The 14,235-nt window shown below is 47.4% G+C and carries 10 protein-coding genes; 3 read left to right on the top strand and 7 right to left on the bottom strand.

Annotated features, from left to right (window positions below; genetic code table 11):
• Positions 1-31 precede the first annotated feature (31 nt).
• Complete coding sequence (cobT, locus tag SP90_RS12850) at positions 32-1,183, top strand: nicotinate-nucleotide--dimethylbenzimidazole phosphoribosyltransferase (RefSeq protein WP_082936448.1); 1,152 nt, start codon at positions 32-34, stop codon at positions 1,181-1,183.
• Between the two features lie 232 nt (positions 1,184-1,415).
• Here the strand turns inward: cobT and SP90_RS12845 are convergent, their stop codons facing one another.
• From SP90_RS12845 to SP90_RS12835, 3 genes are all read right to left on the bottom strand, one after another.
• A complete protein-coding gene (locus SP90_RS12845; protein ID WP_066856977.1) occupies positions 1,416-2,702 on the bottom strand; it encodes a TRAP transporter large permease in 1,287 nt (428 codons plus the stop codon).
• Positions 2,703-3,257, bottom strand: coding sequence for a TRAP transporter small permease (locus SP90_RS12840; protein WP_066856974.1), 555 nt, complete (start codon positions 3,255-3,257; stop codon positions 2,703-2,705).
• Positions 3,258-3,480: 223 nt separating this feature from the next.
• On the bottom strand, positions 3,481-4,458 hold the full coding sequence (locus tag SP90_RS12835) for a TRAP transporter substrate-binding protein (protein ID WP_066856972.1): 978 nt from the start codon (positions 4,456-4,458) through the stop codon (positions 3,481-3,483).
• A 510-nt stretch (positions 4,459-4,968) separates the two neighbouring features.
• Between SP90_RS12835 and SP90_RS12830 the strand changes: the two genes are divergently transcribed.
• Together SP90_RS12830 and SP90_RS12825 are read left to right on the top strand one after the other, a co-directional pair.
• Positions 4,969-5,958, top strand: a complete 990-nt coding sequence (locus tag SP90_RS12830) for a MerR family transcriptional regulator (RefSeq protein WP_082936447.1) — start codon at positions 4,969-4,971, stop codon at positions 5,956-5,958.
• A 153-nt stretch (positions 5,959-6,111) separates the two neighbouring features.
• Complete coding sequence (locus SP90_RS12825) at positions 6,112-6,537, top strand: MOSC domain-containing protein (RefSeq protein ID WP_066856968.1); 426 nt, start codon at positions 6,112-6,114, stop codon at positions 6,535-6,537.
• 77 nt (positions 6,538-6,614) lie between these two features.
• Here SP90_RS12825 and ahcY read toward each other — a convergent pair whose 3' ends face one another.
• The 4 genes from ahcY to SP90_RS12805 all read right to left on the bottom strand — a co-directional run bounded on the left by ahcY (position 6,615) and on the right by SP90_RS12805 (position 13,703).
• Positions 6,615-8,054: an adenosylhomocysteinase gene (ahcY, locus tag SP90_RS12820; RefSeq protein WP_066856965.1), complete on the bottom strand. Its 1,440-nt coding sequence runs from the start codon at positions 8,052-8,054 to the stop codon at positions 6,615-6,617.
• 22 nt (positions 8,055-8,076) lie between these two features.
• On the bottom strand, positions 8,077-8,997 hold the full coding sequence (locus SP90_RS12815) for an ArsR/SmtB family transcription factor (protein WP_066856962.1): 921 nt from the start codon (positions 8,995-8,997) through the stop codon (positions 8,077-8,079).
• A gap of 363 nt (positions 8,998-9,360) precedes the next feature.
• A complete protein-coding gene (locus SP90_RS12810) occupies positions 9,361-11,082 on the bottom strand; it encodes an Ig-like domain-containing protein (RefSeq protein WP_066856959.1) in 1,722 nt (573 codons plus the stop codon).
• 131 nt (positions 11,083-11,213) lie between these two features.
• Complete coding sequence (locus tag SP90_RS12805) at positions 11,214-13,703, bottom strand: glycosyl hydrolase family 18 protein (protein WP_066856957.1); 2,490 nt, start codon at positions 13,701-13,703, stop codon at positions 11,214-11,216.
• Positions 13,704-14,235: the final 532 nt, after the last annotated feature.

Here is a 14,235-nt window from a genome sequence, read left to right as displayed (position 1 = left end):
TCTACTCTTCCACACTATTTCAGGAGAATTCATGAAATCTTCCATACCGGAGTACGCATTCGCAGGAGAAGCATTTTCTACCTACGAAGACACAGCAGAGAATGAAGCACTGCTGCGCGATCTGCTGCATCGGGTTGAGCCGGTTTCTGATTCGTTACGTGCTGCTGCTGTGCATCGTCTTGATAATCTGACGAAGCCGGTAGGGAGCCTTGGGAAACTGGAAGAACTTGCTGTGCGCATGTGCTGTATTCAAAATAAGACGCATGGAATCGTGGCAGACCCGCTTCGTATTTACGCCATTGCTGGTGATCATGGAGTAAACGAAGAGGGTGTGTCTGCATTTACACAGGATGTAACCCGCCAGATGGTGCAGAATTTCTGTGATGGTGGTGCTGGGATTAACGTGCTGGCAGACACTGCAGGCGCTGAACTGTGCGTGGTTGATCTTGCTTCCAAAGGTGGAACCTATCCTGATCACCCTTCGCTGCTGCAATGTAAGATTGCGCAGGGAACTGAAAATATTTCCAAAGCACCGGCGATGAGTCGTGAGATGTGTATTCGAGCGTTGCTGATAGGTGCAGCATTGGCGGATAAAGCGCATTCTGAAGGGTGTCCGGCTATTGGCACAGGCGAAATGGGTGTATCCAATACGACCCCGTCTACGGCGTTGTATTGTTCCTTTTTGCAGCTCCTGCCTAAAGATATTACCGGAGCCGGAGGCGGCATAAACGCGGAAGGAATTAAGCGGAAAGTTCGCGTGATAGAACGTGCGCTGGGCTTGCATGCTGATGCCATTGAATCCGGTGATCCTGTGGAAATTTTAGCATCACTTGGTGGGTATGAGATTGCCGCGCTGGCTGGATTGATTCTTGGCGGCGCCGCTAATAACCAGCTTGTCCTTCTTGATGGTTTTATTGCAACGGCTGCCTATACTGCCGCGTGGAAACTTTGCCCGTCTGTGAAAGATTATGCTTTCTTTTCTCACGCATCCGCAGAAGCAGGGCATAAAAAGATTTTGGAGCAGCTTGATATTGACCCGTTGCATGATCTGGGGCTGCGCCTTGGTGAGGGCAGCGGTGTACCACTTGCACTGTTCCTGATGCGTTGTGCGTGTAATACGTACAACCAGATGACTACATATGATGATGTACGTGTGGACCCGCCTGATAATCTTCCCCGCTAAAATGGGAATGGGGGCTTTGGGTTCTCCGTTACAATGAATTTAGTAAGACTGCTCCATGGAGCAGTCTTTTTTTGTCTTCAAAGCCTGATGAATTTATCTTTACTGTCTTGTTTTATTGAAAATATGTCAGATGTGCATAACTTGTTCATAAAAATGTTCATAACTTTTGAAAAAAGCGCACAAGTAATCTACATGTTACGAACATGTTGTTGAAAACTTTTTTAACTATCTGTTATGTAAAGAATAGATTTGGGAGAAGGGTTGTTAATGGAGACCAGAACGTAATGAGCAGCAGGTCGAATAACAACACCAACAGAAACGGTAGAATAGCTTTGGCCAGAGTGCCGATACGCGTGTGCGCAATAGAGCAGGCAACAATGGTGCAGACTCCCAGAGGCGGGGTAAGCATGCCGATGGCAAGGTTCACCACAACTATGGCTCCAAGCTGGACAGGATCGATACCGAGTGTAGGAAGCATTGGGACAAGGACAGGAACAAATAGAATGAGTGCTGCGGTTGTTTCCAGAATAGTTCCGGCAAGGAGAAGCAGAAGGTTGATGAGCAGTAACAGCAGGATACGGTTGTCCGTGAGTGAAAGAATGGAAGAGGCAATGCTTGCAGGAATCTCCTGAATTGCCATGTACCACGAGAAGATAGATGCTGCGCAAATGATGAACATAACCACGCTTGAAGTGATGCTGGCAGAAATGAACAAGTCAGGCAGTTCCTTGAGTGAGATTTCTTTGTGAATAAACAGACCCACCAATAACGCATACACAACAGCAACCGCTGCTGATTCAGTGGCTGTAAACACACCGCCTAATATGCCGCCGATAATAATGAACGGCGCGCCAAGCGCCCAGATGGCGCAGGTGCCAGCTTTACATACCTGAGCAAAGGAGAAGGTTCTGCTTGCTGAGGTATCTGCTGTTTCGGAGCGTCTGGCATTCCACACGCAGACTCCAATCAGGCTTACTCCCATGAGAATACCGGGCAAGATGCCAGCAGCAAAAAGTTTTCCAATGGAGGCACCGGTGAGTACTCCGAAGATGATCATAGGGATTGAAGGTGGAATAATAACTCCGATGGAACCCGCGGCGGCTTGAACTGCACCGGAAAAGGCAGGAGTGTAGCCCCGTTTAACCATAGACGGAATAAGGATGGCACCCACGGCTGCGGTGTCCGCAGCGGCTGAGCCGGAAATACCGGCAAAGAACATGGCGGAAACGACGGATACCGCAGCAAGGCCACCGGGTAAATGTCCCACAAGCGCATCAGCGAAATTGACTATGCGACGGGAGATACCGCCAGCCCCCATAAGCTGACCGGCAATCATGAATAACGGCACTGCCATGAGCGGAAAAGAGTCTGCTCCAGCATAAAGACGTTGGGTAATAAGGATCATGTTCATATTGCCGTCAATAACAAACGCGATAACAGCACTTAACCCGACGGCAATAGCAATCGGCACGTTGAGGCAGAACAGAATAATCAGCATGGCAAAGAGGAGCAGTGTCATTTATTGCTCCTTGTGGTCAGCTGTGTTGCAGCCATTATGAATGGTCTCACAGAGTGCATCATGATGCGGAGTGAATTCCAGAATTTCAAAGAAGCAGGACACGGAGTGTATGAGCATGATTGCTCCGCTCACAGGGACAGCCAAAAATGGAATCATGCGGGATATGCCAAGTGTGGCTGTTGATTGTAGTTTAAGGAACATGGCGAACTGGAAGCCGTACCACATCATAACAGCAAAGAAGATGGAGCTAAGTATCTGCACCAGCAGGGCAGCGTATTTGCGACCTTTTTCGGACATGTTGCGTACCAGAAAATCCAGACCGATATGGGCATGTGCTTTTAAGGCGACTGCTGCACCAAAAAAAGTCAGCTGAATAAGTAGCACTCTTCCGAGTTCCTCAGACCAGAACAGTGAATTGTTAAGAACGTAGCGGAAAAAAACCTGAGAGGCTGTAACAGCAGCCATGGCAAGAGCGCATGCGCATATAAGCCAACGACAGGCAGTGTCCAGACAATTGCTGATGGACATTATTAACGAAGCAACGCTGCGGAACATAAGAAGTCCTGAGTAAGAGTGGGTTTGAAAGAGGTTCTGTGTAGTATTCGCCGAGTTCTCGAGACGGGTACATGGATTTTTATACTGAAATCCAAATACAAAGCGGTTGTCTCAGTAATAGACTATCTTCCTCTTTTTTACCCGTTTGGCGCAAGAAGAATATAGCGGACGAAAAAAAAGGCCGCACTACAGCACGGCCTCAATTGTGGGTTGTTGGAAAAAGTTATTGAGTGGCGTTAAGAAGTTTGGTGAGCAGAGCACGAGTTTTAGGCTCTTTGTACATGTCCATCTCTTTCATAGGTGCCACTTTAGTGCGGAAGGAATCAATGTCCGGATGCTCATCCACAATCATGCCTTTTTCTTTGAGGCTTGCAAGGTACTGAGCTTCTTTTTTGCGGTTTACTTTTCGCTGGTAAATTGCAGCGTCGCGCATTGCAGTCTGGAATATAGCCTGTGTTTTTTCCGGCAGCGATTCAAACCATTGAAGATTGGCAATGTCGATGTGTACTGAATAAACATGGCCGGTAAGGGCGAGGTACTTTTGGACTTCGTACAGCTTGTACTCTTCAAATACCCATAACGGGTTTTCTTGTCCGTCAATGGTTCCCTGCTGTAATTCAGAGTAGATAGGCCAGCCCATAGGGGTCGGGTTCGCATCAAGAGTATGCCATAACTCTTTATGGAAGGTGGACTGCATGACGCGGAGCTTAAGCCCTTTCACATCTTTGGCAGAATGGATTGCTCCACGGTTGTTGGAGAGGTTGCGGAATCCGTTTTCGGAAAACTGCAAACCTTTAAATCCGGCCTGTGCCAGAGAGTCCAGTGCCTCCTGACCTACAGGGCCATCAAGCACACGGTCTGCTGTTTCGTAATCTTTAAACAGAAACGGAAACGCTACTGCTTTGATCTCAGGTACAAAGGTGTCAAATGGCCCGAGTGTGACAATAGCCATTTGGATTGCACCAAGCTGAACCTGCTGCAAAATTTCTGTTTCTTTGCCCAGTGATCCTGAGTGATAGAGCTTGATATTATATTCGCCTTTGGAGCGTTCTTTAATAAGCTCTGCAAATTTTTCAGCCGCAACATATTGTGCAGAACCCGGTTTGGTCACCACAGCAAGCTGGACTTGCGTTGCAGCCATTGCCGGAAGTGTAAAACAGATCGCCGCGATGACGAGAATCAGTATTTTTGAAAACTTCATAAGGTCTCCCAGTAACCTTCTGATGTCAGAAGCAACGGTCTCGCTGTTCATTTTTTCTGAAGTAATTGTATTCACATAATTTATGATTGTTACCTACGGTATACTTGCTGATATTCTGAAAAGAAAATGACAAGTAACCATATAACGGTAGCCCGTTTTGTATTGTAACGGACACAAAAGTCAATATACCTTTTTGATATGATTGGTTGTGTTGTGAGTATGTGCTTTTACTGGGGTGTCTACTGTAGTCAAAAGAACAACGTAGTTTTGATGTTTGTTTTTTCGTGAGGAGTGGGGACAAGTCGGTAATCTGCTTTTCTGGGAGAAGTGTAGTAAGGAATCTGCGTAGTCCGGTAGTAAGTATACCTCATTTGCGAGTTGAATGTTTGTATATGGCGCAGCACTTTTTTGTTGAGAGTGAACGTCTTGTTCAGGACTGGCAGTTGCACTCTTCTGATAAATAACTTATCGATTACGATATCGTTATACTACCGAAGTTGCGAGGAAATCATGAGCCAGATGCCTTTGACGCACAAAAGAATTGCCCGAATTCTGGGTGTCTCAGAAACAACTATTAAAAGTTACCGACGTAAATTTCCAGACTGTATCCCTGTAGCAAGTAAGGGAAAGCCGATTCAGTTCACAGAAGAGGCGCTTGAAGTCTGCCGCGCTATCCGGGACTTGTTCAGTTCCGGTCTTTCTATTGAAGAAACACACCAGCGCCTTGCTGATCGTTTTGAATTTGTCGCTCAACCTGTTTTTGAACAACAGGAGGAAGAGGCAGAGGTTGTTGAAGTTGTATTGCCTGATGATTACAAACAGGCCATGAGCAGCCTTGCCACCAGCATGGTTAATCTTTCTATGAAACAGGAACAGATGCTGAAAAAAATGGCATCTATTGAAGCACGATTACAACAGCTTGGTGTGCCTGATATTGCTGCTGCTCCTCAATCTTCCACAGACCCTGTGCTTGAAGAAATCCGTGCCTTGGCTGACCGTACAGAAGCGTTATGGGAAGCTGTATCCTGCTCAATGGAACAAGGCATTACCGTGTCTGAAGGTGACAGCGCGCAAGAGATTGATGAACATGGACGAAAAGCGACTGTGCACCGTATGGTACCGTTGCGCGAAGTCATTTCCCACGACCCACCACGTAAGATGCTCGCTCTCCCGCTGCTTATTCAGGACAATGAGGGTGAATATACGCCGCTGGTCGGACGGGGTAACAGCCGTATTACCCTTAATGATCTGCGGGCCTCTTTGATGACGCACTTTGTTGAAGAAGATGCGTATACTGTCCGCTGGTCAGAGAATAATTCCGGCTGGCAGCTTGATCTGTTGCAGGAACGCGCACAGATTCCTCATAATATTTGTCTTACAATGGCGCAGACCTCTACACTGCGTGGTTCCGTTATGGTCATTAAAGATATGACAACAAATGGTCATGAAATTACTCCCGGCGCTCTGCAAGATTTTATTTCTGACGTATACTCCCGTTAATGTTTGTTTTTTAAGGCAATAGAACGGTGCGTTCTGCGTGCCTGTGTGTACTCTGTGTCTGAAAGATGGTAGTACGGTATCAACCTGACGTACTGTTGTTAGACTAAAAAGTGCGTACTTCTTTTATTGTTTTAAGAATAACGGGGTATTGAGATGGGACAAGTTTTAGCAATTTGTGTGAGTAAAAAGAAAGGTGAGCAAAAAAAGCCTGTAGATTCTGCAATGCTGATTGAAGATCATGGCATTGAGGGCGATGCCCATGCTGGTAGTGGCAGGCAGGTGAGTCTTTTGGCAGTGGAAAGCGTCGATAAGATGCGCCATAAACTGCCGACCTTGAAAGCAGGTGATTTTGCAGAGAATCTACTGGTAAGTGGATTCCCCATTACCTTTTTACGCGTGGGGCAACAGTTTTCCATTGGCTCCACATTGCTTGAATTGACACAGATAGGGAAAAAATGTCATTCCAAGTGTGAAATTCACAAAGCCGTAGGGTTCTGTGTTATGCCGACTGAAGGGATTTTTGCAAAGGTTCTGAAGGGAGGCGAGATCACTGCGGGCGATGAGATTACGCTTTTATAGCAGGTTATTAAAATAGTAAAAAAAGGCTGCCCTTGTGTAAGGGGCAGCCTTTTTTATGCGTAATAAGTATTACCGGTTTAGTAGCGGTAATGGTCTGCTTTGAAAGGACCGTCCTGAGCAACGCCGAGGTATTCAGACTGTGCATCAGTAAGCTTGGTGAGTTTTGCACCAAGGCGGTCAAGGTGGAGACGTGCAACTTCTTCATCAAGGTGCTTAGGCAGTGTGTACACTTTGTTTTCCAGAGAAGCGTTGGAAGCAAGTTCGATCTGCGCAAGTGCCTGGTTGGTGAAGGAGTTGGACATAACGAAAGAAGGGTGACCTGTTGCACAACCAAGGTTAACAAGACGGCCTTCAGCAAGCACGATAATGGAGCGACCGGAGTTCAGTGTCCATTTGTCTACCTGAGGCTTGATGTTAAGAACGGTGCAGCCGTTGTCGCCTTCGAGGTATGCCATTTCGATTTCGTTGTCGAAGTGACCGATGTTACAAACGATGGCTTCGTCTTTCATTTTTTCCATGTGAGCGCCAGTGATAACGTTGAAGTTACCGGTTGCGGTCACAAAGATGTCTGCAGTTTCAACAACATCATCAAGAGTAACAACGTCGTAGCCTTCCATTGCAGCCTGAAGTGCACAAATAGGGTCGATTTCAGTTACTGCTACGCGTGCGCCGAAGCCGCGCATTGACTGTGCACAACCTTTACCAACGTCACCGTATCCGAGAACAACAACGGATTTACCGGCGATCATAACGTCGGTTGCGCGTTTGATACCGTCTGCAAGAGACTCGCGGCAGCCGTAGAGGTTGTCGAACTTGGATTTGGTAACGGAGTCGTTAACGTTGATAGCAGGGAAGAGAAGTTTGCCTTCTTTTTCCATCTGGTAGAGACGGTGTACGCCAGTTGTGGTTTCTTCAGAAACACCTTTGATTTTCTCTGCGATACGAGTCCACTTACCAGGGGTTTCCTGCAGGGAAAGAGCAACGCGATCCATAACAATCTGGAACTCTTTGTTGTCGTATGCTTTCTCTACGATGGAAGAATCTTTTTCTGCTTCTACACCTTTGTGGATAAGCATGGTTGCGTCGCCACCGTCATCTACGATGAGATCAGGGCCGGAACCGTCAGGCCATGTGAGAGCCTGCTCAGTGCACCACCAGTATTCTTCAAGAGTTTCGCCTTTCCATGCGAATACTTTTGCCATACCGGAATCTACGATAGCTGCTGCTGCGTGATCCTGAGTGGAGAAAATGTTGCAGGATGCCCAACGGATATCAGCGCCAAGAGCGTGCAACGTTTTGATGAGCATTGCGGTCTGGATAGTCATGTGCAGGGAACCCATAACTTTAAGACCTTTCAATGGCTTTGCGTCGCTGTATTTTTTGATGGTCTCCATGAGACCCGGCATTTCACGTTCGGACAACTGCATTTCTTTGTGACCGAAGTCAGCAAGAGACATGTCAGCAACTTTATTTTCAAGGCTAAGATCAAGCTTGATAGCGCGGCTTGCGTCAGTCATTTCTCAATTTCTCCTAAGAAATTTATTGTGTATTTTCTGCTACAATTAAATGAATTGTCAGCCCGTTACGCACAGGATGCATTGTGCTTTGACGTAACGCAAAGCCAGCTTCTGTGAGTTTTAAGGCTAAATTTCTCATATCAAAACCGAGCCAGCGATCACCGTAATCAACACGCATTTTTTCGTTATCGTGTTTGTCAAAGTCTGCCAGCACAAGCAGGCCGCCTTTGCGGAGAACGCGTCGGATTTCTTTTAACGATTTTCCCGGGTGGGAAAGGTGGTGCAACACCATGTTAATGGTGGCGAAGTCTGCCTCGCCGTCACGAAGCGGAAGGTGCTCAAGGTCACCGATGCGCAGTGACACACGGTCTTCGTCTTCAACCAGTCTGCGCTTGGCGAGCTCAAGCATGCGCGGGGAGCCGTCAACACCGATAACGTTAAGCGAACGCTCAAGCATGCGCTCAAGCAGTGTTCCGGTTCCACAGCCTAAATCCACAGCAACTTTGCAGCGGGGCATACGCTCGATAATAGCACCCGGTAAATCAAACTCACCGATAACTTCACGGTTGAGCTGATCCCAGTCTTCAGCAATGGCATTAAAGAATTGCTTTGTCTTGCGGACTCGTTCTTCAATGATAGTGGCTGCCATTTCCATGTCAGAATCAAGCGTTTCGTCGCTGTCGATAAACGGTGCGACAGCATCAATGAACTCTCTTCCTTCACCTTCAGGCGGTGCACTGTAGAAAACCCATAATCCGTCACGGCGGGAGCTGAGAAGTCCTGCTCCTGTAAGGATTTTGAGGTGACGGGAAACACGGGATTGCCCCATCTCAAGAATGGTAACCAGCTCGTTAACACTAAGCTCGTACCTGTTGAGAACATGCAATAGTCTCAGGCGGGTTTCATCTGCCAGCGCCTTGAATACAGGAAGTATGGTCGACATAATTTGTTCCTATGCTATTTTCGGCTGTCTTGATTGAGTTGAATCAAGAAAAGTTGATACAGCTTTATCTAAGTTTAGGGATACGGTCAAGCCAATCAACCTTGAAAATCAAAGCGTTTGAGGGAGCAGTGTTTGTCCGTTTTGTATTTAAAATTGGGTAGATATGATGTCTTAGGCTGCTGTTGCAGAACAGCTGTTTTTCGAGAACTGATTACATAATCTAAGGTAGATGGTTCGCTATGAGCCATACTGGTTAGTGTGAAGAAACAGTACGGGGCTGCACAACATGTTGTGCAGCCCCGCTTTCGTTATTGATGCAAGCTGTGGCATCTGGCTTTATCTGTCTTTTTCAGTAGCAAATTACTACTTGCTGCAGACTCCCAGATCTTCCCACGCGCCCCACTGACCGTCAGAACCGGGTTCGGTTCCTTGGCTCCACCATTTGGCTTTCCAAAGGTGGTCTTCGAATGAAGCCTGATCTCCGGCTACATAGACTTTTGCAGATTGCCATGCAGGAACAGAACAGCCTGTTGTTCCAGTCTGTTGTTCGCTACCGGTCTGCGTTTCACCTGTCTGTGTTTCACCTGTTTGTGTGCTTCCAGTTTCAGTGCCGCTAGTCTGTGTTTCGTCGGTTTCACCAGTTGGTGGAGGTGTAACAGCACTGCTGCTACCGCATGTGCCGAGATCTTTCCATACACCCCAGGTGCCGCCGGTTCCAGGCTGGTTGCCTTGTGTCCACCACTTCGCTTCCCATTGATGGCCGTCAAAGGAAACCTTGTTGCCTGAAGTGTAGACTTTAGAAGCTTGCCATGCATCGTATGTGCAAACATTACCGACAAAAACTGTCACAGGTGCAGACTTGGTTACTGCTCCTGCATCATCAGTGGCGGCAGCCAGAAGCTGATGGGTTCCGGTTGTCAGGTCGTTGATGAGCATTTCGAACGGTGCGGAAGCATCAGAACCCTGAGATTCTCCGTTCAGGAAGAACTCAACAGTTCCTACGGTGCCGTCATTGTCGCTGGCAGTTGCTTTAACAAGTATATCAGCACCTGCTTTGAGCGAAGTTTTGTTTGCCGGAGATGTGATTGCAACGGTTGGAAAGTTGTTTCCAGTGTCATCCATTGCATATTTCTGAAAGATTTTGGTGAAGGCAAATTCATCCTGCGTGATGCCGCTGCATGTTGCAGAAAGAGATCCGGCACAACCGCCGTTGTCTCTACCTGTTGACCACATGGAAAGCATGCCGACCCATGGCAGCTGGGCAGGAGCAATGGCCCACTCGAAGAGCTGCTGCGCATCTTTCAGATAAAAGCGTTCGGACATGATATCGTTCTGGCCAATCATTGGTGTGATACCGATCTGTGTGTTCACGCCGATGTCTATCATTTGGCGATGGGTGTTGGTTGCTGCATCAATAGCGTATTTGCCCATCTGGCCTTCTGGATTCGGTGCAGGGTAGTCGCCGTAATCCATTGCCATAACGTTCACAAGATCTACACGAACCCCGTTCTGTTTTGCGTTCTGGATTACAAACAGTCCTTGGCCTGTGAGTCCCTGAGGAAGGACAGGCAGGCAGAATGCGACTTTGAGTTCTGGGTTTGCAGCCTGAAGACCTGCAATGGCTTTGTTGCGTCGGTCAATGGAAGGACGGTCAGCTACAGCAGCGCCTTCAATGTCAAAATCAACCCAGGTCAGATTGTATGTGTCGATAACAGACTGGTATGCTGCCTGAAGTTCTGCAACGTTTCCGTGCTTGAGCGCAAGTTCGGTGCCGCTGGCGCCACCGAAGGAAACAATAACATCGCCACCGGCTTTTCTCACTGCTTCAATTTCTTCAAGATAAAATTTGTCCGCTACAGGATAGTAACCGCCCCATGAAGGGTTACCGGAGCTATCGCTGACAATAAAAGCGAGCGTAGTGTACTTTTGTGATGTGTTTTTTTGATATTCTGAAATGGAGAATGTTGGCCATGTGCAGACATCGACATACGGGGCAAATACTTTCGGGGGAAATGCAGCCATGGAGTACAAGCATGATGCAGTGAGCAACGCCATGGAGCAGAGTATGATTGCTAATTTTCTCATTGGCTTTCCTTTTAGATAGGGATGAAGGCCGTTGTGGCAGCCTTCATCCCATCGGTATGTGGCCGGTTTACCTGCTAGGGGAAAAGGTAAACCGGGCTCCATTATCTACATGATAATGGGATAGGGGGGATTTAGTTGGAGCAAACGCCCAGATCTTTCCAAGGCCCCCAAGGGCCGCCTGTGCCTGGCTCGTTTCCGCGGGTCCACCATTTTGCTTCCCATGTGTGGCCATTGTGAGAAGCTCGGTCGCCGCCTACGTATGTTGCGCTTGCAGTCCAAGGGGAAAGCCCACCGCAAGTCGCAGTTGTAGTGTCCTTGGTGATGGACGCAGTTGTTTGAACAGATGTGCTCTTGCCACTGCTGTCGGTTACTGTGAGGCGCACAGTGTGGCTGCCGGAAGTAGAGTATTTGTGGCTCACAGTCTGGCCTGTTGCAGAGGTACCATCACCGAAGCTCCATGCATAGGTGTATGACCCCTCACCACCAGAAGCGCGACCTGTCATGGTGATAGACTCACCAGTCTTGCCGGAGTATGGGCCACCTGCGACTGCACTTAATGGATCTGGAGTCGGGGTAGGGATGGTATTTTCTTCAGTTACAACAATGGTTGTTGACGCACTTACGATTTTGTTTGTCGCGTCAAACACGTTGAGAAGTACGTTATATGTACCAGGTGCTGTAAAAGTATGAGTTGCTGGGTTGCCTGAGATTGTACCGACTGAGATAATGCCCCAGGAGTAGTAATAAGGAGCTGTGCCACCTTCAACGGTCGCGTTAAGTTCCAGCGGTGTGCCAACTGTTGCATTGATAGATGCAGGAAGGCTTACTGAGAACTGAGTAGGTTCAGGTACGGTGTTGCCGGTTACATACGCAGTGCTGCTTGCAGAGATTCTCTTTCCTGCACTGTCTGTTACCGTAACAACAACAGGGTATGTTCCTTCAGAAGCGTATGCATGGCTCGCAGGATTTCCAGTAGCTGTCTTTCCGTCACCAAATGTCCATGCGTAAGCGTAAGGTGCTTTACCGCCGCTAGCCGCAGCAGAGAAGGATGTGCTTACACCGACTGTGGAAGAAACGGACTTAGCTGTAGTAGCTGTAAGTGGAGGAGGAGCAGTGGATGATCCTGTTGCAAAGACTTCGTTGATTTTATTTACGAGTTCAGAGCGTACATCGCTGTACTTAACAAGCTTTGAACCATAGGTTGTAGCGGTTCCCTTGAGTTCAAGGTCGCCGTAAACTGTCCATACAATGGTTCCGCCAAAGCCGTTATCCACAATGTACTGGGATTTTACTTCAACTGATCTTGGATCTTCAAAGCTCAGGAAGTATGACCCCTTAGTAAGGTACGGAGCCTGTGCTTCAGTATCCCAATGGTATGTCCAGCCACTTCCGGAAGCCAATGCTTTTTCTTTGGTGAAGAAGTAGTTAGGGGTACCGTCGTATACTTCTTTAGGCCAGTTTGTGTAGTCTGCACATGTGATTATGTTACCATCAGGCTGGATAAATTCATCACGTTTTACGGTAGCTTTGTTGAGTCCTGCTTCACCTTCGCAGATTACACCACGACCGTAGAACGGGATACCCATGTTAACTTTGTTAAGCGGGATTCCAGCACCGATGATGTAGTCACGCAGTGTATCCCAGTTAAAGCGTTCAATATCCTGATTCTGGTATTTGTGAACGTTTGAGTTCAAACCAGCTTTGTCAGACCAGCCGCCGTTGAAGTCGTAAGTCATGAAGTTGTACATATCCATAACCTTATTGAGTTCAACCCAGTCAAAACCTTTCAGTTTTTCTACATCAACAGAAAATGCAGCGGTAAGAAGTTTGTCGTTGCCGATGGTAGCTCGGATTTCACGCATGAGAGTGAGGAAGTTAGCGTAGTCTGCATTAGAACCTGTAAAGTTCATGCCAGTGAACGGGCCAGGGTATTCCCAGTCAATATCAATGCCGTCAAAGCCCATGTCCATGAGTTGCTTAACGCTTTTCATAAAACGAGCACGTTTTGTCGGATCTGCTGCTACTTCTGGGAAGTGGCGACACATACTCCAACCACCGATGGAAGCCATAAGCTTTACGCCACGCGCATGCGCTTCTGCGATAAGACCTTTTGCTCCACCCTGTTTAGGAAGAGGAAGCGGGAGTGGCTGGTTGTATACGCCCCATGCAGGATTGGACCATGTAGATGAACCTGCGGTTGTCTGGAAGCCAAGAGCGTTTGCCTGTTGGGCAACAGATTCGCTAATCCACCATACACCTTCCATTTCACCGTACAGAATATGAAGGTCAAAGCTGCTGTAAACATCGGTGTTAAGCAGGCCGGCAGGTTCCTGAACAGTGCCTTCTTTGTAGATGTCTTTGTTTCTGTAGTCCCCGCTGTGCATTGAACCGTCTTTAGCAACGCCAAAGAAAGCAAAGTTGAGGATGTTGTATTTGCTGAAGTCCACGTTCATGTGGGTCAAGCCACCCTGCTGTGGAACTCCTGCTTTCTGTTCTTTCCATGCATCCCAGTTTGTGATGTAGCCAATAACGTTTTTTTGATGATCACTGGTGTTAGCAGGTCCACCAGTGTCAACAGCAGCAAATGCTGTTCCTAGGAAAAGGTTAAAGGAAAGTAGCAATGCTACGAGCCACGTGACAGGGTGGTGTTTAGTAACACAACTCAGGTTTTTTTCATGGTGTCTCCTTCCATTTCGGGGTCCTTCCCCATAGTTTGTCCTATCCCCCCGAGTTTTAATCCGTACACAGAAGTGTCCTGAAATACGCCTTGGACTATCCTCTGTGCCGTTCCCCTCTCGCGATTTCCATTGGTATGCGCTTGCGCACAAGTATTGTGGCAATTTTCGAAGAAATTGCTCTGTTGCCGTCAGTGTCACCCTTGCTGATTCTGGCAAAGCATTTGTGGCCATTACATTCCATCTGACTTGTCTATAACAATAGAGTGGATGTTCGTTGCCTTGTTTCACAATGTACGCTGTATGGGATTTGTGGCAGATGTCTTCAGAAAATTTGTTATACGTACTGTGATAAAAGAGATTTAATTTTCATAACAATGTATAGTGTGAACTGTGTTTATTATTTCTAGTTTTAAAATGCTGTTATTTCGATGCATAATCTTTTTAGAAAGAATATAGTCATGAATTAAGAAAAAAA

This window comes from Halodesulfovibrio spirochaetisodalis, from assembly GCF_001672295.1.
GTDB lineage: Bacteria > Desulfobacterota > Desulfovibrionia > Desulfovibrionales > Desulfovibrionaceae > Halodesulfovibrio > Halodesulfovibrio spirochaetisodalis.
This window is presented reverse-complemented; position numbering and strand designations above follow the sequence as displayed.